The 24,315-nt window shown below is 35.3% G+C and carries 9 protein-coding genes and 1 pseudogene; 3 read left to right on the forward strand and 7 right to left on the reverse strand.

Translation table 11 applies throughout. The annotated features are described in order from the left end of the window. Positions 1-18: 18 nt before the first annotated feature. The 6 genes and pseudogenes from BN1058_RS07480 to BN1058_RS07505 form a co-directional block, all read right to left on the reverse strand. The gene (locus BN1058_RS07480; RefSeq protein ID WP_176694462.1) at positions 19-4,137 is read right to left on the reverse strand and encodes a beta-N-acetylglucosaminidase domain-containing protein; all 4,119 of its coding nucleotides are present in this window, start codon (positions 4,135-4,137) and stop codon (positions 19-21) included. Between the two features lie 206 nt (positions 4,138-4,343). After that, entirely contained in the window at positions 4,344-8,699 is a 4,356-nt protein-coding gene (locus BN1058_RS07485; RefSeq protein ID WP_176694463.1) for a glycoside hydrolase family 2 TIM barrel-domain containing protein, read from the reverse strand. 1,010 nt (positions 8,700-9,709) lie between these two features. Continuing rightward, positions 9,710-14,035 (reverse strand): annotated as a pseudogene (locus tag BN1058_RS07490) (endo-alpha-N-acetylgalactosaminidase family protein); the annotation flags it as partial. Between the two features lie 326 nt (positions 14,036-14,361). After that, positions 14,362-18,792: a beta-N-acetylglucosaminidase domain-containing protein gene (locus BN1058_RS07495; RefSeq protein WP_255307049.1), complete on the reverse strand. Its 4,431-nt coding sequence runs from the start codon at positions 18,790-18,792 to the stop codon at positions 14,362-14,364. Positions 18,793-19,156: 364 nt separating this feature from the next. Then, positions 19,157-20,020, reverse strand: coding sequence for a hypothetical protein (locus BN1058_RS07500; protein WP_090855099.1), 864 nt, complete (start codon positions 20,018-20,020; stop codon positions 19,157-19,159). A 135-nt stretch (positions 20,021-20,155) separates the two neighbouring features. Continuing rightward, positions 20,156-21,613, reverse strand: a complete 1,458-nt coding sequence (locus tag BN1058_RS07505) for an MDR family MFS transporter (RefSeq protein ID WP_090855101.1) — start codon at positions 21,611-21,613, stop codon at positions 20,156-20,158. 234 nt (positions 21,614-21,847) lie between these two features. Between BN1058_RS07505 and BN1058_RS07510 the strand changes: the two genes are divergently transcribed. Both BN1058_RS07510 and BN1058_RS14310 read left to right on the forward strand, forming a co-directional pair. Next, positions 21,848-22,288 (forward strand): MarR family winged helix-turn-helix transcriptional regulator, encoded by a 441-nt coding sequence (locus BN1058_RS07510; protein ID WP_090855104.1) that lies wholly within the window; start codon positions 21,848-21,850, stop codon positions 22,286-22,288. A 39-nt stretch (positions 22,289-22,327) separates the two neighbouring features. Continuing rightward, on the forward strand, positions 22,328-22,504 hold the full coding sequence (locus tag BN1058_RS14310) for a hypothetical protein (RefSeq protein ID WP_176694464.1): 177 nt from the start codon (positions 22,328-22,330) through the stop codon (positions 22,502-22,504). A 255-nt stretch (positions 22,505-22,759) separates the two neighbouring features. Here the strand turns inward: BN1058_RS14310 and BN1058_RS07515 are convergent, their stop codons facing one another. Beyond that, positions 22,760-23,509 carry an SDR family NAD(P)-dependent oxidoreductase gene (locus tag BN1058_RS07515; protein ID WP_090855107.1) on the reverse strand — a complete coding sequence of 250 codons (750 nt, stop codon included), beginning with the start codon at positions 23,507-23,509 and terminating at the stop codon, positions 22,760-22,762. Between the two features lie 126 nt (positions 23,510-23,635). On the opposite strand from BN1058_RS07515, the gene BN1058_RS07520 reads away from it, so the two are divergent. After that, positions 23,636-24,277 (forward strand): TetR/AcrR family transcriptional regulator, encoded by a 642-nt coding sequence (locus BN1058_RS07520; RefSeq protein ID WP_090855110.1) that lies wholly within the window; start codon positions 23,636-23,638, stop codon positions 24,275-24,277. Positions 24,278-24,315: the final 38 nt, after the last annotated feature.

Raw genomic sequence — 24,315 nt, forward strand, 5'->3', positions numbered from 1 at the left:
CTTTTACATTTGCTTTAATTACTTCATATACCTTGTTCTGATGGAGATAGAAACCGCCGCTCCCATAACAATAAGTATGAAACCAATCATCAACAAATTGTACGTAGAAGTTGCTGTATCAGGAAGTTCACTGTCTTCATTTTCTTGACTTTGTTCTCCATCATCAGCTCCATCTTCATCATCAGAAGGTTTATCAGTTGGATCTCCTTCAGATGGTTGTTCATCAGCTTCCTCTAGGCCATTTATTGCATGTTGTAATGCTTCTATGCTATTGGCTAGTTCTTCTTCTGATTTAATCGTTGTCAATGCAATTTCTGCAGTTGCAATGGCATCTTGTAATGCTTGATATGATGCTTCCGTGTAATCTTCGAGTGAGTAGTCTTTTGCTGTTTTAATTAAATCTTTTAGTTCTTTCGTTTCCACTTCTGGCTCTGGCTTTTCTACTTGTTTCAAACCTTCTATAGCTGCTTGTAAATTATTCACTGCTGTATTTAGATCCTCTTCTGACTCAATTGTCTCTAATGATGCTTCAGCAGCTACGATCGCATCTTGTAAAGCTTGGAAAGATGGTGTTGTATAGGTGCCATCTTCATTCGAATAACCATTTGCTTCCACTATTAACTGTTCTAATTCTGTTGTATCAACTACTTTATCGATTCCGTCATCTGATACGGCTAAGATTTCATGAATTTTCGGAACAACAGGTTCATCCCATTCTAATCGAACTTCAAGAACATGATCAAAATCTGATGTATCAATAACATTAAATGATTTTGATAACTTACCTGCATGCTTCCAGCCATCCAAATCCCTAATTGAAACAGTAGCATTAGAGATACCTGTTGGATTCTGTAAGATAATAAGTTGCTCTAAATCCGTCTTTGTTGTAAGTTTATAGTTTAAATAACCGGAATCTGCCTTATCTTCTGGCATATAAAAAGTAGATAATTTTTTATCAATTACATAGTTAGCACTATTGTCATTTTTTCCTTTAGGTTCAACTTGGAGCTCTAAACTCTCATTTTCACTTCCATTTATCCCATTATTAATAATAATCTCATTTAAAGCTAACCATTTACTATTCTCTTCTGTTGATATTAGTCTTACGTATCTAGCATCAATAGAATCAACTTCTGTACGTAAATATCGATATGGCGCTTCATGATCAGGGAAGTTTTGATCACGATCGTTTGGATTGCTAAATGTATGGATAGTCTTCCATTCTTCTCCATCCATAGACAACTGTAATTCACCTTGTCTAAAATAATCGTTTTCACCGTCATTAATCGCTACAGCAGCATGTTTTACATTTATAACTCTTCCCAAATCAATTTGTACATATTTCCCTTTACTTTGCGCACTATTAAACCAAACTTTGGATTCTAGTTCTCCATCATAGACGTTTTCTATGTCTCCTGCGTATGTGCCTCCATAATTATGACTAGCTGAAGGAGCTTCTACAATACTTGGCTTAACAGATAACTTATTTAAATTAAATGAAACAGGTGTATCATTTTTATTGATGACTCGAATATAAGCCGCATTCGGATAAGGAGATTCTAAAGAGATTTCCTCCCATTCGACGCCATTCTCTGATGTCTCAATTACTACACCATCATTGCTGCTACTTTCTAATCCAATATCTTCGATTCGTTCAATCGCTGGTAATTTTATACCAATATAATCTGATGGTTCCAATGTAATATCATCCACATTTGTGATTTCAATAGATGAATTAGTTTTATTGATTTCTTCCTCTTGTAAATCTATTACATTTGTATAGATTGATGGTTTGTTTTGGTCACCATTAACCGTAAATTCTCTGACTGACGTCCAAAGATCTGGTTTTCCACCTGGGATTCCAGCATGAGTCAGTTTATATCGTACATATCTAGCTTCAATATCCAAATTGTTTTCTTTAATATGGTAGCCGGATTTTTCTTCTGTAATAGAATTCCAATCTTCTCCATCATTTGAATACTCTAGCATACCTCTTTGGAAGATATCATGATCCTCATCGTTTCTTCCTTGAATAATTTCAATACTATTTACGGTTACTTTATTTCCTAAATCAACTCCATACCAATCGCCATTTTCCTGTAATGTTTTAAAGTACACTAGTGTATCTTTGTCGCCATCAATCATATTATTTATATCTGGATGAGAACCGTAAGATGTCATCGGTACGGGAACAATCACATCCGAATTTATCGACTTATAAATTTCCGAGTCTAATTTCCGAATTAATTCATTAGCAAATGGAACAAGTCGCTTTGCTCCAGATTCAACAATTTGATCTTCTGCATTGATTACTGGTCTAGTAAATTTTTTTGATTCCGCCATGGCACTTGATGCCTTAGATAGCGATTCCCATGCTGCACTAATATCCCCTTTTTCTAAAGCAAAAGCGGCATTTATAGCATGCTTATCAGCCTGTACAACATAGTCAAGACTATTTAACCAAGGCGTAATTTCTTCTACCATATTTTCATTTTTATTTTTCTCTTTAAATACAGAGATGGCGTTTAATATTTTGTCAAATTCATCTATTAATTGTGTACCTACCGTATCTATTGATTTTGATTTTGAAAAATTATCTAAAAATAGATTTAGTTCTTCTTTTATATTTTCTGATTCTCCTACAGTAACACCTCGGCTATTTGGAGAAGGATCACTTAAGTGATGGGCAATTGTTCTGAATTCATCTGCAACTTCAGGCTGAATATATTTAAATGAATCTAACCAACTTTGCTCATCATTGAATTCATCAACATTCCATGTGTAATCAGCTACTCCAAACAAAGCAACCTTTGATAATTCCGCTTGTTCTAATGGATTTGATACAATACCAGAGAAATTATGTGTATTAGGTTCTAACATTCCTACTTTACCTAAAAGTAATCGATTCTTTTTATATCCATTAACTGGCCAATTAAACCAAATATATGGATCTCTACCTATTATATCTTTTACCCATTGATTATCTTCTGTATTAACACCACCGATAACGTCACGACCTGTCCACATGACTTCGACGTTATCTGGAACATTTCTTAGTGCTTGCAGATACGGTTTTCCACTTTCACCTGTCCATGCTTGATTATAGAAAGGAGGACAGTAAACTAATGATTTTACATCACCTTTAGAATCTACCCAATCCGCAACATCAGTAATAAGCTGTACATGTTCATCTGTATCGTTTAATGCTTGGTTTAAACTAATGTCATCAAGGAATAACCCAAACTGTCGAACGCCTACATCATACAATTGTTCAAGCTTTGTTAATAAGGTGTCCAATTCGTTATCATAATCATCCCAATCAATCATACTAAAACCAGGGTGGATCGCCCAAATAAACTGAGTTTTTGATTCGTGTCCGACATCTACTAATTCTTTTACCTTAGCTAACTCATCTTCTGGATAAAGCGTTCTCCACTTTCTGTTATGATATGGATCATCTTTTGGCGCAAAAATATAGGAGTTCATTTTAAATTGACCACCATATCTCATTAGGCTTATCCGATCTTCATGAGACCATGGGAAGCCATAAAACCCTTCAATAAATCCTCGCCATTTTGAATCTGCATAATCTTCGAACATGACTGATTCAATTTCTTTCCCAGGCATTTGATTGAAAATCATTTGTAACGTTGCTAGTCCGTAATAAGATGCATCGGTTGTGTCACCTAGAATTGCAATGGTTCCATTTTCCTCAAGATTTTTATCAGCTCTTAAGATATAGGCATCTATCTCATGATATAAGGATGCATTATAATCAATATCAGAAGAAAAATAGCTGTCTACATACTCTCCAGACCCTTTTGTACCAATAATTATATTCGTTTTATTGGATACGGTTTCATTAGATTCAGTAAAAGTAATCGACTTAGATGCTAGTATTTTTTTCACAAAATTCTCAGTTGATTCATCTATAGTTGACTCAATCACAAGATTTACCTGATTTGTTATCGTAAAGCTTTCTCCAAGATATTCTTCCTTTTGTGGCAATGGATAAATTTCATATGAGCCACTTTCTTCTGCTTGAGCATTTTCTATAGCAGCAATATAAGTTAAATTTGAAAAGTTACTTACTACTAGTAAAAATACTGTTAGGAGAATGAATAATTTTTTTTGCATCTTTGACATCCTTTCTAGTATTAAAGAAATTCTACTCCCGATAATTCTTCTCCTGCATAATTTTAAATTTTTGCATCATTTTCTTTTTTTTAATAATTAAAGGATTTATTTACTATTTTATGTAAGCTCTTTCAATAAAATAGATGGATAACGGGAATGATATTCATCATACCCGTTATCCTATTTTACTACTGATTTAGTATTTATTATTTAACAGCTCTTCTCCTTCTGATAACAATAAATACCATCGCTCCCAAAGTAACTAGAAGTAAACCAAGGCTTATCCAGTTATAGATAGATGTGGCAGTATCAGGAAGTTCACTATCTTCATTTTCTTGACTTTGTTCTCCCTCATCATCTTCTTCATCAGAAGGTTTATCTGTTGGATCCCCTTCAGATGGTTGTTCATCAGCTTCCTCTAGATCATTTATTGCATGTTGTAATGCTTCTATGCTATTGGCTAGTTCTTCTTCTGATGCAATCGTTGTCAATGCATTTTCTGCAATTGCAATGGCATCTTGTAATGCTTGATATGATGCTTCCGTGTAATCTTCGAGTGAGTAGTCTTTTGCTGTTTTAATTAAATCTTTTAGTTCTTTCGTTTCCACTTCTGGCTCTGGCTTTTCTACTTGTTTCAAACCTTCTATAGCTGCTTGTAAATTATTCACTGCTGTATTTAGATCCTCTTCTGACTCAATTGTCTCTAATGACGCATCAGCAGCTACGATCGCATCTTGTAGTGCTTGGAAAGATGCTGTTGTATAGGAGCCATCTTCATTAGAATAACCATTCGCTTCCGTTATTAACTGTTCCAATTCTGTTGTATCAACTGGCTGCTGTATTTCGCCAACTGGGCTAAGCTTATAACTATAAGAATACTCTTGGTCAGCATAAAGTGTAAATTCAGGGTGCGGTCTAGCTCCCCAACTATTATCTCCGCCTACTCCCATTTGCTTGTAGTTTAATCTTAAGGTAATATCATCACGTCTTGTTAGCTTATATGGATGTGAGGCACTATCCAAATCATGCGGTGTATAGTGTAGTGCATTGACTTCCAGTAATGGTAAACCTTCTGCTTTTAACCCCACACCATTTTCATTTGTTAATGTGACCCAACGAACATCCGTTTTATTCCCTGTTTCTTGTGGTTCAATCTGTGAAACAAACTGTTCGTCAACAGTACCACTATATTGACCAACAAAAGCACCTTTCTTTCTATCCCAGTAGTTTGACTGTGGCCCGCGGCCATACCATGTCATGGTTTCAAACCCTTCAGGGATTGTTAACATCATACCTACCTCTGGAATTTCTGGAAGATTATTACCCGGGTTTAATGTTGTATCAACAACTACTTCTCCACTTCCATAAATAGTATAAGTTACACTATATTGCGACACATTTGAGGTTGGCAAGCTCGCTTCAACAACAAGTTCGATAGCTTTTGAATTTAATTCATTTACGGACACATTTTGTATTTCCCAATTTTGCCCAGCTGTTCTCCATGTTCCTGTGCGACCTGGCATACCATTACCTTGATCGTTATCATTAGGTGCTCTCCAGAAATTCGGGGTTGGACCATCTTTAATAATTTCTACCCCATTGTAATGATAGTTGGAAATTGTCCCCTGTTCTTTATCAAATACAATATCAAAATAGTCACCCTTAACGGTTAACAAATTACCATCTTCAGTTACTTCCATTGGATTCATATTCGTTTCATCAATGGATTCTGTTTCTCTATCTGAAAGCTTCATTTGTCCTCTAGCAATTTCATGTCCTTTATCTGCCCAATTAGTTGATTCTGATAGATAGAAGCTAACATTAACAAAATATTCTGCACCTGATTCGAATTCATTTTGATTGAAAGGTATTGTTACAACTTCACTTTCACCTGGTGCAATATCCATATTCGATAGTTGCTTTGTTTCTACAACTTTTCCGTCTTTTTGTAAGCTCCACTCTGCGTTAAACTCATTTAAATTGGTAAATAGATAATCATTTTTGATTTCCACAGTACCTTGGTCTAAATCAACTGGGTTTACTTTAATGTTTTGGTATACTTTTTTAACTTCCCATAACTCTGGCTGAACTGTCCGATCAGGGAACACTGCACCATTGGCACTGAAGTTTCCATCATTTGGATTATCACCCCAATCGCCTCCGGTTGCGTAGAATTCATCTTGTGTAAATTCAACTTCATTAAATTTGTCTAGGTCCATCCACAATACCGTATGCTCATCTGGTTGACGTTGATCATCATTCAGTTCATTCAATGACAACGCTTTATCATAAATTCTAACTTGATCAATTGAGCCACTTAGCAAGCGACCTTTATGTTGCGAGTTTCTACCTATATTTATAGGATAACCATTGTTATTTAATTCTCCAGAAACCTGCATTTCACCCTTAAGCTCACCATCTACATATAACTTAATGGCACTTTGATCATAGACTCCTGCAACATGGTGCCAATTACCGTCATACCAGTCACTAGGTATTTGTGCAGATACTGTTTTCCAATAATCGGTATAAACAAAGAACTCTAGTTTTTCACCATTTTGTTTTATGGCAAATTGTGTATCACCTTTTCCAACAAACGGACTATGTGTATCTGTTGAATCAGGCTTTACCCATGCCTCTACAGTTAATTCATCTCGTAAATTCAATTTTGGTGTATTTGGAAGTGTTATATATCCGTCTACACCTTTTCCATTTACACCATCAACCATATCTCCGTGAAGATCACCAGTTATATTATTTTGACTGGCATCGGTTGTTGTAAATTGTTTAGGAACCGGCCACGTTAACGCCTGATCTACCCAATCCCAAATAAAACCACCTTGTAAATTTGGATATTTCTCAAAGACATCCATATACTGATATAGATTTCCAATACTATTACCCATCGCATGTGCATATTCAACAAGGATAAATGGTTTATCACTACCTGATTTCCCGTAGCTTTCTACATATTCAACACTTGAGTACATCTGACTTTGAACATCTGTCCATCGGTTATCACCTTCATAGTTTACTAACCTAGTAGGGTCATTCTCTCTTGTCCAGTCTGCCATATGTTTAAAGTTGTCACCTGATCCTGCTTCATTCCCTAGAGACCAGATCAGTACAGATGGATGATTTTTATCCCTTTCAACCATATTTCTCATTCTATCAATGGAAGCTTCTTTCCATCTTGAATCACTTGCTGGAAGTTGACCTCTAGCACCGTGTGATTCAAGGTTTGCTTCATCCATAATATATAAACCATATTCATCGGCAAGTTCATAAAATCTTACATCGTTTGGATAATGTGACGTTCTTACCGCATTTACATTAAATTGTTTCATTAACTTAATATCTTCAATCATGGTCTCTTCGCTGAGCGTTCTACCTGTATCCGGGTCAATTTCGTGCCTGTCAAACCCTTTAAACATGATTGGCTCACCATTTATTTTCATTTGACCATCTATAATTTCAAATTCACGGAAACCTACTCTAGTACTTTCGGTTTCAATTAATTCTCCTGATGCGTCTTTTAAACTTAATACAAGCGTATATAAGTTAGGCTTTTCTGCAGACCATTTTAGTGGGTCTTGTACAAGCTGATCTTTTGTAACGGTAACCTCTTGTTTTCCGTCAAAGGTAGCATCCATTGTAATTGGATCATCTAATACAGGATTTTCACCTTCATCATATAACATTGCTTCGACTGTATGATCTTCAGCATTACTTGTAGCATAATTTGTTACATCTACTTCCACTCCAAGTGTTGCATCTTTATACGCTTCGTCTAAATCTGTTGTCACCGTAAAATCACGCATATGCGTTTTTGGTGTGGAATATAGATAAACATCTCTGAAAATACCGCTTAAGCGAATAAAGTCTTGGTCTTCCATCCAGCTAGCATCAGACCAACGATAAACTTCTATGGCTAATGTATTTTCACCTTCTTGTAAGTATTCAGTTAAATCAAATTCATCCACCGTAAAGCTGTCTTCGGCATAACCTACTTTTTCACCATTTACCCAAATATAAAATGCTGATTCAACACCTTGTAGTGAAATGAACACTTGGCGTTCATCCCAGTCTTTAGGAACTGTGAATGTCGTTCGGTATGAACCAACTGGATTATACTTTGTTGGTGCTTCTGGTGGATCGGGATTTTCTACACCAGTCCAAGGATAAGTTACATTTGTATAAATAGGTGAACCATAACCTTCTAGTTGCCAGCTACTAGGCACCTTAATTTTATCCCAATCGCTAATGTCATAATCTATTTCATAGAAATTAGCAGGTCGAGACGCAGGGTTTTTTGACCAATTAAAGTCCCATTCGCCATTAAGTGATTTGTAATAAGGCGATTGTTCACGCTCTCCCTCAAGTGCTAAATCAACAGTATCATAAGGCATTAATGTAGCATGAGCTGGCTCTCTATTTACTTCGAATATTTCTGGATTATTGTTCCATTCTGGGTTGTCGGTTGAAGATTTAAATACATTTGGTGCTAAGAGGAATAACATGAAACTACATAAAATTAAACTGAAAAGATATCTCCTTTTCACTCTTAAAACACTCCTTTGTTTTTAAGTAGCATGTATATTAAATTAAACTATTTATGAAGAGTGCAATATCTGTTTTGATAGAGGTAGATGTACTAGTGCATGTAAAGTATAATCTAAAATTTAGAAATAACGAGCATGTATAAGACTTAATCTATATCATGCTCGTTATTCTTCACTTAATTAATGCTACATTATTTTACTTAAACCTGTCTTTGTTTACGGATATAATAGAATGCCACAAAAGCACCCATTACTACAAAGACAAAACCGATAAGCATCCAATTATACATTGGTGTTGCTGTGTTAGGAAGTTCTTCATCAGTATCTTCTGATCCATTATCTTCTGAATCTTGATCAGCTTTTTCCAATTCATCCATCGCTGTCTGTAATGCATTTATTGCAGTATCCAATTCTTCTTCTGTTTCAATTGTATCGATATCTGCATCTGCTTTTGCTATGGCTGTCTGTAATGCTTCATAAGAATCACTTGTGTATGTGCCATCATCTGAGATTTCTTTTGCTTCTTTAAGCAATGCTTCTAGTACGGACACATCCACTTCTGGATCTGGGTCTGGCTCAACAACTTCCTCTAAGCCATCTATTGCTACTTGTAATGCATCTACAGCTGTATCTACATCTGCTTCTGTTTCAACAGCTTCTAATGCCGCTTTCGCATCTGCAATTGCTGCTTGCAATGCTTCAAACGATGCTTCCGTGTAAGCTTCATCATCATTTGAGATTGCTTCTGCTGTTTCGATTAAGTCTTCTAGTTCTTTCGTATCCACTTCTGGTTCACTTACTTCTTCTAAATCATCCATTGCTGCTTGCAATGCATCTACAGCTGCCTCTACATCTGCTTCCGTTTCAACTGTTTCTAATGCATCATTCGCATCTGCAATCGCTGTTTGTAATGCGTCAAATGATGCCTCTGTGTAAACGTCATCGTCATTAGAAATTGCTTCTGCTGTAGTAATTAAATCTTCTAGTTCCTTCGTATCTACTTCTGGATCTGCTGTTACTTTTTCAATGCGAAGATTATCTAGGATAAAGGTACCTTCACCAGTATGCATGTTTAAAGCAGTTCCATCGTTAAAAATTCCAATGTATGTTTGGCCATTGTCTGAACCGGTTACTGTAATTTCAGCAGTTTTCGTTTCAGTTGATGCAGGCAGTACTTCGTTTACACTTAAGCCAGATACATTAGTAATGTTCTTCTCATCAATCGCTTGATCTCCCGATATGATGCGATAAGATCCAGCAGTTGTTTGATAATCAAATGCTACGTTGTATTCTACGCCTGGTTCAAAATGGAAGTGTTGTGGAATGGTGCGATACACTAAGCCACTATTTCCAGTATTCACTTTCACAGACCAGTTTCCTTCGATAACATCATCGACTACTTTCGCGTCAGCCCAGCCTTTTTGTGTATATGGTGCGTGCTTTTCAGCTAAGTGAATTCTGTTATCTTGTACATTTTCTGTATTACCAATAACAAACGGGTAGATACCTTGTACGACTGTTTCAAAATCTTGTTCAAATACATCATCAGAAACGAAATTGTTTAATGATTTCTGTACAATACGGATATCATCAAACTTCGTATCTCCGTTACCTGCTTCACGGCTAAGTGTCAATGCCGCAGTGTCACTTTCCGCAGTAAAGCTTACATGCATGCGTTGCATCTTACTATTGTAACCATCATTAGTTGCATGAGAGTCAGCTTTAATGTAGTTCTTTTGTAAGCTGCGAAGAGTGTAATTGCTTACATCTTCTGTGCCACCAGTTACCTCAATAGAAGCTTTGACATCACTACTATTTTCTACATATACCTCAGCTACATAGTCTTTACCTGGTACTAGATCCGTTAGCGTACGTGTAACCGTTGTGTCTTCAGATGGACTAGCAAAGTTTAGATAGTAATCTCCACTACTTAAACTACGTCCATCACCTGTTTGACTTGTACGAACCACGCTTACTGCTTCCTCATCACCAGAAACGGTTGTGTGCTCGTCATTAACCGTACCAGTATTAAATCCTGTATCATGTACATGAGCACCCGTACTCCACTCATCTACTTGTACTTCTTCAACCTCACCAGCTACGACAATATAAGGAGTCGCTGCTTCAGCTGTTAAAGTAACTTGATTATCTACTACATCTACTTCTTGCTTACCTTGTCTACCTTGATCGGTTAATTGGTATACTTCCACTGTAGATACATTGTTATATTCATCTGGAAGTGTCCAAGTAGACTCTCCACCTTCTAAATTCCAGTGATATAATTTTTCAGAATCTGGTGTTGGTGTTTCGAAATCTTGTTCTACCCATGGGATTAAGTATTTGTCACCATCAAGCACGACATTATCATTGAGTGTAATGGTACGCTCTCTTGAGTCGTCTTTTCTAGTTACAACTACAACATCCCCATTGTTTGGATCTTCTAATTTAATTTCTTTTTCCAAGTTCGTTGCGTTTCTATCACCCTCAACCGTTTCCCAATTCATTACATAGTACTTTTGTAAGAATTTCGTTGGTACATTTGTTTTGAATGTACGACGGATGAAATGATCGAAGTTTTTGTCGGACTGCCATCCTTCAAATCCACCCAGTTCAAAACCGCCAAGTAATGGATGATCCGCAGTACCACCTTTTTCCGGCCAATTTAGTACCCAAGAATCTTTTTGATGGTTACTGATAAAGCGAAGCACCTCAGAGTTAATTCCTTTACTAGCCGCTCCACCATAGTTCTTATCAGTAGCCCAGTGTTGCCACGTAGAATGGTTCGGTATAGCCGTACCAAACTCTGTAGTAACACGTAAGCCTCGTTCTACAAATTGTTCAACTACTCGATTAGATTCCCATTGATCTTGATACCAAACATCTAAATAAACAAAATCAAGATCTGGAGCAACCGCTTCCAATTGATCTAATCGTTTAGCACGTGCGCCTGAAGCTAAATCATTAATCTTATCAATAACATAACCTTGGTCAATCCAACCCCATCCTCTCGATCCTGGTCCATGGATTAAATCTTCACTAAAGGCATCTGCTTCTGGATAAGATTCTTGTGCATTAATATGAACACCTAATTCAGCATTGAATTTATGCCCTTCTTCAATTAATGTACTTAAATCAGCTTCGCCACCCATACGCTCACCTACGTCACCGTAATCTGGGTGTGCACTATCGTGTCCTTCATTTCCGTAACCTTTCAATAGTACAGCTTGGCCTAAACCATCTGTAGCAAGAGCAACCTTTTTAATATTATCCAATGTTTTAAGGAAAGGTTGTTGTGCTTGAGAACCAAAGTTCATCGCGATACGTGTTGTTACATTGTCATTAACATTTTCCCAATCAGGAATATCATGCATAATATCACGATAAGCAATCGCACCATCTTGCCAATCTACCTTACTATCACTATTCAGATCTTCAGCGATGGTAATTTTAATTGTCTGTGGATTAGACGAAGGCTCCGGCATAAACTCTCGGTGATAGAATAGTTTACTAGAACCGATCCCCATTGCTTTTTCGCCAGCTTCGTTTTCATAGCGATTAGCAACTAAATTACGGTGTCCGTTCACTTCAGAACTTGACCATACGCCAGCACTCAAATCACCATTAGTTAAAAATGCAGTGTAGTATGTATTAGATGATCCAATGTTCTCCATAGAATCATTAACAGCTACATCTACATCACCAGGCTTTGTTACGTCACTACTTAGATTAGTAAGTCTTGCTTTAGCATTTGCTTCACTAGCATTTACTGAAATGAAATTCATATCTGCAAATTCAATTGTTTCAATGATGGTATCACCAGCATTATTAATTTCCTCAAAGTGATAAATAACATCATTGTCTTTTACTTCTAAAGAAACCTTAAATAATGCATCAAGACCTTCAAATTCATCTTTTACTGTTAATGTATATAGCGCTTTGCTATCATTAATTTTTTCATAACTAACTTCTGGATAGTAAAGCATACCATTTACCTTCAGCCCATAAGCAGAAGACTCTTGACCATTCATTACTTTGTCACCGACTTGGTATTCGATAACACGAGGGAATATTTGATCAATTGTTACATCCATATATTCCGAACTTAATGTATCTTCAACTGACGGTGTAGTAGGAGGTTCAGGTGGTAAATACTCGGTAATTTCAATATTACCTATAGTAATGTTAGCGCTACCACGACTCTTTTCAAAACCTATTTTACCAGCTGCATCAACGCCTCCTGGTTGCGACCAAGAATCAATTTTCTCTCCATCGATGTAAAGTGTTGCTAAGTCATCAATGAATTTTACACTTAATCGATACGTTTGATCAGCTTCAAGTGCCACCCCAGTTGTCATAGATGTCCATGCATTTGAAGGACCAAAAATTTCACTGAAATACTGATCATTTGAATCGCCTGTACCAACGTACTTATAGGCAGATGAGCTTTGCACACGATAAATAATACCAAAACGATTTAAATCAGTATCTGGTGTTATATCAGCTTCAAACACACCATCTCTAATATCTTCTACCTGATCATAGACAATTTTGTTTTTACCAGTAGATGTAACACCAAAAGTTACTGTTCCATCTTCATTATAAGTTAAGCTAGAATCACCTTGTATGGACTTAAAGTCACCTTCTACAAGATCATTGTCTGTAATATCTACAAGGTCACCATTGTCTGGGTCTGTAGGTGGATCTGTTGGATCTGTTGGATCTGTTGGTTCAGAAGTTTCACCTAATTGGATAAGCATCTGAGTATTATCTGACCCATATCTTCCTAATTTTAATGCTTCAGGAAAATCAACAAGATTAGTAACATCCTCATTTAAGTCTACAGGTCCAAATAAATCTTCATCATTAAGAGAAACGTTTAATGATGTTCCGCTGTAGTCAACTTTAAGTGTATACTCATTTCCTGGTTCTGGCAACGACACATCTGGTCTATCTCCCAAATAATCACCATTCCCATTTAATTTATACTCATAAAACCAACCTCCAGCATCATAGCCTACAAATACAAAGTTATCTGTATCTTTATAATGGGGGAAGAATCCAAATCTTGATTTTGAACCTTCTGTTTCTGGAATAAATGTGTATTCCATTGTTCCGGTTTCTTGTGCTTCTGTGCCATCCTCTTGAAAGACAGCTACATTTTCTCCATTATCATTTCCTTCTCCCGTACCTAACCTTACATAAGTATTTCCATCTTTCTCCACTACTTCATTCACTTCATTTCCACCATTTGAAATGGTCGTCCAAGGTGAAGTAGTTTCTGCAGCATAAGCTACAAGATTTGCAAAATTGGCTAAGTAAGTCGGTGCAACTATCATAATAGCCAGAAATACTATTGAAGCCTTCTTAAAAACCTGTTTCATTGTTAACCTCCTTTTTATTTTAAAACTTCATACAGTTTGAGGTTACTATCACCTTAAAATTATCACAATAAATATATTGTTATTTTTTTTAGCTATATTGTCATTTTTGTATGCGTTTACATAGTTCGACATAAAGCGACATTTTTATGATCTAAAAAACAGATATAAATGGATAAATCTTGACAAATAAGGTATAAAAAAAATAAATTAAATTGATAGATAAGCAATGTTAAAATAATGTAAAACAGGACGTGCTAAAATAGCACATCCTGTATCACACATTAATTATATTTCTTCTTAAACATGAAAACCAAAGACCCAATAACAAGTAATAACATTCCTACTAATAAAAAGTTAAAGATATCGCTCGCTGTGTCTGGTAATTCCTTATCTTCATCTAAATCATTGACATTATCTGATACATTAGTTAATGCAGATAGTGCTTGATTTAAATGACTTGTTGCTTGATCTACTTCTTCTTGAGAAACCTCATCTTTACCTAATATTTCATTTGCTGCTAATAAAGCTGTAGCAAAGCCATTCCAACTATCTACCGTATAGTCTGACTCTACCTTTTCTTGTGCAACAGATATGGCTTTTTCTAATTCGGATTTATCTACGTCAACTTCTTCGGCCTTTTTTTCTAATTGTTTAATCGCCTTCTCCAAAGTTGACACCGCATCGTCTACGGCTTCTTGAGTAGCCTTGTCCTTGTCTAATAGCTCGTTCGCTTCTGCCAAAGCAGTGGCAAACGTTTTCCAACTATCTACAGTAAAATCTGACTCTACTTTTTCCTTTGCAATAGATACGGTTTTTTCTAACTTAGACTTATCTACCTCAACTTCTTCAGGCTTTTCTTCTAATTGTTTGATTGCTTCATCTAAGTATCTTACGGCTTTATCTATTTCTTCTTGTGATGCAGTGTCATTCGCTAACACTACCTCAGCATCTGTAATTGCTTCTTCTAAAACCTGAACCGATGCTTCCGTCTTGTTTGTTGTATCTATAGACGTCGCTTCTTGCACTTTGTTTGTAAGAGCACTTTTATCCACTACATTCTTTTTGTACAGATTAAACTCTGCACCAGATCCAAGTTCCTGATCTACATCAGCTCCAGCTGAAACAATTCTAAAATTAATGTAGGATGCTTCAACTGGTTCTTCGAAATTAACGTATTTGACCGTATTATCAAAGTCATCTCCGTCATTCCAATCCATTTCAGCTCTCATGACTAATACAGCATCTTCTGAACTATTACCAGCGTAAAGCTCAAACACATTTACTCTTCCATTGTATTGATTTTTACCTGTATAGCTTTTATCTTGTCTTGGTAGATAGGAGAACCCTTCCAAGGTTAGTTTTTCACCTAAATCAACCTCTACGTCATACGGCCATTCCATAGGTGTATCCCCCGTCCAATCGGAATGCCAGTGGGTAGATTGGTCTCCATCAAACATTTGCTCAATTGGTGATTGGGCATAACTACTGCTTGCTGTATAGCTCCAATCGTTTCTGTCATAAGCTTTCACATTCTCTGGGATTTCTCCACCAACAAGAGGTATCTCTTGTTCATCTTCGTTATCTTTTTTGATTTTTTCTACTTTTATTTCATGAATCGTAGGTGCTTTTCCATCTTCCCACTCTATCTTTATATCAAGAATATTTTCAATGTCGCTAGTATCATAGTAGCTATAACCAGAATCAACTGTGCCAAGCTCGGTCCAACCATCAGTTGTACGAACAGAAACAGTACCATTAGATAGTTTGGTTGGATCCTCTAATAGTGTAATACCTGTAATTTCTTTTTCTACCTCACCAACGTGATACAAAACCTCACCAGCATCTTCATTTGTTGGTTTGAATTTTGTCGTTAGTTTTCCATCAATGATATTCTCTACACCACGACCAATAGAAGCATCTGATTCAGTTGTAATGGTAGGGTCATTTATTTCTGGAAACAGTTCGCCATCATTAATTACAATCTCTTGCATTTTAAGCCAATTACCTGTTCCAACTTTTGTCCGAGTAATTTTAAAGCGTAAAAACTTTGCATTTTTGTCTAAGTTTCTCACTTCTTTATAACGATATGGCACTTCTAGATTGGTGAATACATCTGCTACACCATCTTCATCGGTTTCTTCCCCTGCATTAGGTCCATCTTGGTTTCCGATAGTCATTACAGTATCCCATTTTTCTCCATCCAATGATGCTTCTATCACAGCATGTCGTGGGAAATCCCCTTCTCCTTCTCCGACATATAGCTTTAGGCTTTCCAATGGGATAACTTGACCTAAATCATAAGTAATATGCTGCCCTTTCGATTGGGCACTATCTGTCCATGTATAGGTCGATAAATCTCCATCTAATAAATTTAACGGAGATGACTCCCAAAAACCAAGGTTTGTTTCAAGTACTGATTTTTCTTCCACCTCATAAGATAACACCTTAAAGTTATCCAAACTAAAGGTAATGGATTCTGATCCTTTATTGATTAATCTCACATACCTTGCATCCTGCGTTTCAGTTGCATCTTTAACTGTGTTCCACTCCATACCATTTAGGGAGGACTGTAGTGTTATCCCCTCTATTGATGGTGCTTCAATGCTTGTTACATCCTTAATTCTACTTAATTTAACTCCAACATACTCATTTGAATCTAATGTAACCTTATTGGTTCCATCAATAGTGGTCATTGCAAGCTCTTCCGTAAGTGGTAAATCTTTATATTCTTCCACGTTTGTGAATATACTTGCTGCATTTTTCTTTTTTTGCATATCCATTGCTTCTTCAAATTGTGTTGCAATTTGGTTCTCTAAATTATTGGTAAATGGTTGAAGTCTTTTAGCTGCTGGTTTTGCCTTCATTGTTCCATCTATCAAAGGACGATCATAGTTAAGGCTTTGAGCACGCAATGCTGATGCTCTAGAATAACTGTTCCACACCGCTTCTTTATCACCATCTTCAACACCAATTGAAGCATCCAAGTATTCTATATCAGCAAGAACCATATCTCGTAATGCTTTTACAAATGGCTCTAACTCCTCTTTTAAATCCTCATTCTTAGTTGTTGCTAAAAATTCATCACCAGCATCTGCAATCTCTTGTAACTCTTCAATTAATAAAGGAGCTTCATCTTTTATAGAATCGCCGTCATTAATTTTTGTTGTTATCGTATTTAACAAATCTTTAATGTCTTCACTTTCTTCAAGTTGTATGACACTATCAGCTTCTGACATATGTTTTGCTAGTGTATGGAATGCTTCAGTAGCATTTGGTTCCACATACTTCATACTGTCATTCCAACTTTTCTCGTCATTAAATGATTCTGTATTCCATGTGTAGTCTGCTACGGCAAAAATTGATACCTTTGATGCTTCCGCCTCTTGCATTGGATTTGTTACTACTCCAGCAAGATTTTCAATACCTGGCTCTAGCATTTCACCTTTACCTAAAAACACTTGAGACATTTCATAATCATTTACAGGCCAATTCAACCAGAATAAAGGGTCTCTTCTTTCTACGCCGTTATTATCTCTTGTTTTAAAACGATCAATTGTATATTGTGAAACGTCCCCCATGGTACTTTCACCAGTCCAAAAAATCTGGATGTTATCAGGAAATCCTGCTTCTAATTTATTTAACTCTCTTCCACCATCCCATGCCCAACCAGAATTATATGCTGCTGGACAATACAAGATATCATAGACATCTCCTTTTTCATCTGCCCACTTAGCAACAGCATCCATTAATTCAACGACATAATCTAGGGGAAGGGCACCAACATCATCACCTAAAACACCAAATTGCCTAACACCCACATCATATAATTGATCAAATTTATAAAGTAATTTCTCCGTATTTTCTTCAAGTAAATCCATTGCCGCTTGTTTCCCTTGGGTACGAGCAATATGTGCAACTTCACCTAATGGAGAGATCGTCCATACAAATCTAGTTTTTGTTTCATTTCCTACTTTAGCTAATTCTCTAAGCTCTTCCAATTTTTCTTCTGGATATGGCTCATCCCATTTTGCCCGATGATATGGGTCATCTTTAGGAGCAAATATATAAGAATTCATTTTAAATTGACCACCGAACTGCATTAAAGATTCCCTATCTTCATTACTCCATGGAATACCATAAAAGCCTTCTATAAAACCTCTGATTTTTGTATTTGCATAGTCTTTGATACTTAAGTTTCGAACGATTTTATCCGGACTCTGTGACAAAATGGCCCCTAAAGAAACCACACCATAAAAACTAGCATCTGTATCTTTACCAAGAATGGTAATCATGTTATCCTTTATCTCTAATTGATAGGCATCTATTTTGCTATAGTCCATACCTTCTTTATCAATATTTTCTTTAGCATACGTATCAACCGGTCCATCTGAACCTTCCGTTCCAACTAACAGATTAATCTTATTATCTGATATTTCAGTTCCAACTGTTGGTGCTTCGAGGCCATTATTTTGAAATATATTAACAACCTTTTGTTTAGTAGCATCATCAATGGTTTGATCATAAATCACTTGAATCTCACTATCCAATGTAACGGTTCCCTCATTGTAAGATAAATGATGTGGGCTAGGATAAATCTCATATTCCGTTAAATCAGTCTCAGCTACACCTATTAATGGTGCTTGTATTCCTGATAGTAAACTTAGTATTAAGGTGCATATGATTGTTAAATTAAACCAACGTTTTTTCTTCATACGTTTCACCACTTCCTCTCCTTAATTAAACATTCTTGGAGTATTCACTACTTTTTACCAACAATAAATTGTATTATTTTAAACCTCCTTTTCATTTTTAATTGCACATACACTTCCGAGGCTACTATTACCAAAAATTTCACACAATAAAGATATTGCTATTTTTTTTAGTGTGGTTGCTATTTTGTATGCGCTTACATATTTCGATTTTATATAACACTTTTTTTAGTCAAAAAGGTACAAAACATATTAAATTTTATATAATGAGCAAGTGTCTTCTTCCTTTTTCACAAACTAAATAAGGGTGGTAAGAAATACATACCGCCCTTAAAAAATAAGATTAGTTAATACAACAAATAAATGATTACATCTCTATTAGTATACCCGTTTTATCATCCTGTTGTTTTAAACGTGGATAAATGATACATTCTTTGTCTTCCTTTTCCTTCTTTTGTACCTCTGTTAATAACGCATCTAATCCTGATGAAAATGCTATGTTGGCACTTTGTTCCCAACCATTCTCTTTCTCGCTTTGTGTAGGAAGAAGTAATCCGTCACTTAACAATAGTAGTCCCTTCACTTTATTAAGTTGAATGGTTCCACATTCTAACTGGTCAACGCTTTCTTGACTACCGTCTAATATCCTATACCCCTGAGAAGTATTATACTTCTCACGGTTTTCCAATAAAATTGGATTTACCAATTCTCTGAGTTTGCTAAGTTCAACTTCTTGTCCGAATTCTTTACGAAGTTCAGTAATTTTATTTATTGCGATCTGATCAAAGAAATGAACCATATCGTAGGTAACCATTCTAATTTCATCATTATCAAATTTCAAAAACAACATACAGTCCCCTGCATGAACATAATCAAAACAGGAATGATCCTCATTAAATTGAATACCAATGATTCCAGTTGTACTTCTTTTACGCTTTGGAATATATTCAATTTTTGGCATATGTAACTGTTCTATTTTGTTTTGATAATAAGATATCACTTTTTTATTTAATTCTTTGTTTGCTCTCTTGATACATTCAGATAAAGAGCGCTGTTCTTTTTCTTCTAATAAAAACGATTGAAAAGTTTCTGATGCCAATTTACCAGGGATTCCTCCATCTAACCCTGTTGCACCATCAATTGCTGCATAAATATTTGCATGTTCATTTATAACAAAACAATCTTCATTAATTGCTCTTGACCCTTTCTGATAAACCTTCGTTATATTCATAAAGAATTTCTCCTTTTTATATTAAATGTTACATTCATTATTCGTAAGAGGTAAAAAAATCTCCTTATAGTAGAGAGCGTATTATACTTTAGAATCTCTGTCTACTTATAAGAAGATGAATGTTTATTTTTTTTGTTATTTTTCCATCACTGTCTGGTTTGTTGAAGATTGAAATGGTGTTTTATTTTCATTATTTAGTTGTTTTTTACTTTTAACAAAAAAGGCTAATATCAAACCAACTACAGAAATGACGCCAGCTACAATAAAGGAAACATTTACTCCATGTATAACCCCGTTAATGCCTTGGGAAGGATTCGCACTATTGGTCATCACTGAGACTAATAAAGCCGTTCCCATCGCTCCAGCTATTTGACGCATTGTATTATTCATTGCTGTACCGTGTGGAATGAGGTGAGGTGGTAATTGATTTAAACCTGCTGTAGTAACTGGCATCATTACCATTGAAATTCCAAACATTCGACAAGCATGCATGATGGTTAAGTAAGTTATGGTAGTTTCAGTTGATAGATCTGAAAAAGCAAATGTAGATAACGTAACAATTGTTAAACCAATGATTGCCAGCCACCTTGCTCCAAACTTATCAAATAATCGCCCAGTAATAGGATTCATTAAGCCCATAATAATTGCACCTGGCATTAACATTAATCCAGATTGAGTAGCAGTATAGCCTAACATATCTTGTGTTAATAATGGTAAAATGACTGCCCCACCAATCATTGCAATAAATACAACCATTCCTAATACAGTAGTAATAGTGAATACTTTATTTTTAAATACTTGAAAATTAAGAATGGGTTGCTCCAATTTAGATTGGCGCAGAATAAATGTTGACAAACTTATAGCACCAACAATTAACGAGATAACTACTGGCCAACTACTCCAACCCGTATTACCAGCTATACTAAATCCATATAACAAGCCACCAAATCCAAACGTAGATAAAATAATTGACAAACTATCCAGTTTTGGAAATTTACGCTCTGTTACATTTTTCAAGATGAAATAAGCAACAATGATATCAATAATCACAATTGGTAAAATGACAAAAAACAAGCTTCTCCATGGGAATTGATCAATTAACCACCCAGATAAGGTTGGACCAATTGCTGGTGCAAAAGCAATAACCAAACCAAACATCCCCATTGCTCTTCCACGTTTTTCTATAGGAAAAATCAAAAATAAAATTGTCTGCATCAAAGGCATCATAATACCAGCTCCTGATGCTTGTAAAATACGCCCCACCATTAAGTAAGAAAAACCTGGAGCAACCGCACACACCAATGTCCCTAATCCAAATAACCCCATTGCTGATAAGAATAATCTTCTTGTTGTGAATTTTTCAATTAAAAATGCTGTAATTGGTATCATGATCCCATTGATAAGCATAAAAATAGATTGCAGCCATTGGACTGTATTTGGTTCTAATTGTAAATCCGTCATGATTTTTGGTAATGCTGTTGCGAGTAACGTTTGATTTAAAATTGCTACAAACGCACCAGAAATTAATACAATCAATAACGGCACTTTGTTAATTGATTTCATGTCATCTGTTTGATCTATATTGTTAGTCATTCATCATCCTTCTTTCTACTATATACTTTACTGCTTTAACAGCAAGTTGTGTGATTCATTGACTTGTATGAAAGATTTATATATTCATTTATTAAAAATAGTTGCATAATACAACTAAATAATTGTATTATACAACTATAACCTTGTCAATTTATTTTATTTAGTGTAAAACTAAAATGAAGGATACAGTATGTAATAAAAATAGTAAAGAAAACAAATAAGGTGATGTAAAAGATGAGTAAAGACTCTATTGAATCGATTGAAGTCGAAATGGCCGTTTTAACTAGAAGAATAACCATGCTTACAGCTGAAAGAAAAAAAGCTTTTGATCGCTCCGCCTATTTACTTTTACAAGCATTAGCTAATCACGGAGAAACGGGAGTGAAAAAATTAGCCACTATCTTACAATTAGATATTTCTACTGTAAGTAGGCAGGCCGCTATATTAGAACAAAAACAATTCATCACAAAAATTGCTAATCCAGAAGATAAAAGATCTTATTATTATCAAATTAACAATAATGGTAAACGGACATTGCACGCTTACAAACAAAAAAGAATGACCTTTTTCTCAGAGTTGTTAGCAAATTGGTCAGAAAAAGACCGTGAAAATTTCAGTGAATTATTAGAAAAGTTCAATAAAACAGCACATGCTTATTATCATAAAAAGAAATAAAATTACAATAGAAACATATAAGTAGAATGAGGTGATAAGATGTTCGGTGTTAATATTTTAGGCTTTTTAATCCTTCTAATAACCTATATTGGTATTCCAGTTGCTATTATATTATTATTAAAATGGATATATCAAATTAAAAAGAATAGCGATTATCAAGTAGAACAAAACAATCGAATTATACAGTTATTAAAAAGAATGGATAATGAATCATAATTTAAATGGGATAGTAGTGTGATGGTATATCATTTATATAGCATTCTATCCAAAGGAAATTGTTCAAACCAGAATCTATATTTTCAAGAAAACTAGCCTAATAGAATAATCTTGATCTATTAGACTAGTTTTTTATTTAATATTATTCTATAAAATTATGAATATAACTTAGAAAATATCCTTAGATATATTCACAAACCCCTTTGTTCTCCCTCAAACAATTATTTGAGGATTTTATAATGAATAAGAAATATTTTATTTAGCTGTAACTCCACCATCAACAGGTAATTCAATACCAGTAATGTGACTTGCTTCATCTGATGCTAAAAATAAAACTGCATTTGCTACTTCTTCAGCATTACCTAGGTTTGGAAGTGCCACCTGGGATAAGAAATATTCTTTATATTTTGGATCCTCCATAGATGCGGCACTCATTGGTGTAACGATATATCCAGGATGCACAGAATTCACACGAATATTTTTCTTTCCAAAGTCAACTGCTGCTGCTTTTGAAATGGAGCGAACTGCACCTTTAGAAGCTGTATACGCTCCAGCACCAGCCATACCAATTAAAGCTGAAATGGATGAAATATTAACAATTGATCCTCCATTATTTTTTTCCATATATGGAACAGCTAATTGCATGCCAAACATCACACTATTAACATTAATTTGATATGCTTTAGCCCAATCTTGTTCTGTTTGTTCCATAAAAGGTTTAGGTAATGAAATTCCAGCGTTATTTACTAAAATATCCAAATTAGTAAATGCATCGATTGTTTTTGTAAATACTTGCTCCCAATCTTCTTTTGAAGAAACATCATGTTTTAAAGCAAGCGCTTTCCCGCCATTCGCTTTAATCTGCTCTTCTACTGACTTTACAGCTTCATAATCAATGTCTGTTGCTACTACGATCGCACCTTCTTTTGCAAATCGAACGGCTTCTTCTTTACCCATGCCACTTCCTGCTCCAGTTATTACTGCAATTTTGTTTTCTAACCTCATTACAACCACCCCAAAAAATTAAATTATGATAGTTAAACTATCATAATTTAATTTTACACATCCCTTATTCAATTTGCAAACTTTAACAATTTAAAAGTATAATAAATGAGCAAAGGGGGAGTACGAATGGCAAAAGGTACACGAGCACATAATAAATGGCAACGATATCAAACCATTGTCTCAGCAGCAGAGGAATTATTTATCAAACATGGATTAGATACGGTTCAAATGAAAGATGTAGCAAGCGCAGCCGGAATTGGAATTGCTACATTATTTCGCTATTTTCCAAAAAAAGATCAATTGATTGTAGCTGTTGCAACAAAGAACTTAAAACGTACAATGGATGACTTATCAGTAATCGTTCAAGCAAATAAAACTGCCTATCAGCGACTAGAAGATGTGCTAGATTATTTGTTTAAGAAACAAACAACAAACAAACATGCCGCTATTAAATTCCGAGAAGCCTTTGAAAGTTATGCATCATTTACAAAAGAACCAATTGCAGACATACATGATTATATTGATATCCAAAAACAGATCATACAAATCCTTCAACCCGTTATAGAGGATGGAGAAAATGATGGTACTATCAGAAAGGACATACCAATAAAGGACACGATCACAACAATCATTAATGCATATGGTACTTTTGCAAGCAATATTATACTAAAAGAATCGATAACCTATACAGAGGCTCATTTTACACCAGAACGACAACAACAGATTTTAAAGGATATACTTCTTAGCTATGTGCGCCCTTCAAATTAATACATCTTTATTTATTTCATAGTAGTGCAAAAGTGGCT

This window comes from Paraliobacillus sp. PM-2 (assembly GCF_001368815.1).
Classification (GTDB): Bacteria; Bacillota; Bacilli; order Bacillales; family Amphibacillaceae; genus Paraliobacillus.

Excerpts from the sequence above, each read along its gene's own strand:
- BN1058_RS07480 (WP_176694462.1), bottom strand. The coding sequence starts at position 4,137 with ATGCAAAAAAAATTATTCATTCTCCTAACAGTATTTTTACTAGTAGTA.
- BN1058_RS07495 (WP_255307049.1), bottom strand. The coding sequence starts at position 18,792 with ATGAAGAAAAAACGTTGGTTTAATTTAACAATCATATGCACCTTAATA.
- BN1058_RS07500 (WP_090855099.1), bottom strand. The coding sequence starts at position 20,020 with ATGAATATAACGAAGGTTTATCAGAAAGGGTCAAGAGCAATTAATGAA.
- BN1058_RS07505 (WP_090855101.1), bottom strand. The coding sequence starts at position 21,613 with ATGACTAACAATATAGATCAAACAGATGACATGAAATCAATTAACAAA.
- BN1058_RS07510 (WP_090855104.1), top strand. The coding sequence starts at position 21,848 with ATGAGTAAAGACTCTATTGAATCGATTGAAGTCGAAATGGCCGTTTTA.
- BN1058_RS14310 (WP_176694464.1), top strand. The coding sequence starts at position 22,328 with ATGTTCGGTGTTAATATTTTAGGCTTTTTAATCCTTCTAATAACCTAT.
- BN1058_RS07515 (WP_090855107.1), bottom strand. The coding sequence starts at position 23,509 with ATGAGGTTAGAAAACAAAATTGCAGTAATAACTGGAGCAGGAAGTGGC.
- BN1058_RS07520 (WP_090855110.1), top strand. The coding sequence starts at position 23,636 with ATGGCAAAAGGTACACGAGCACATAATAAATGGCAACGATATCAAACC.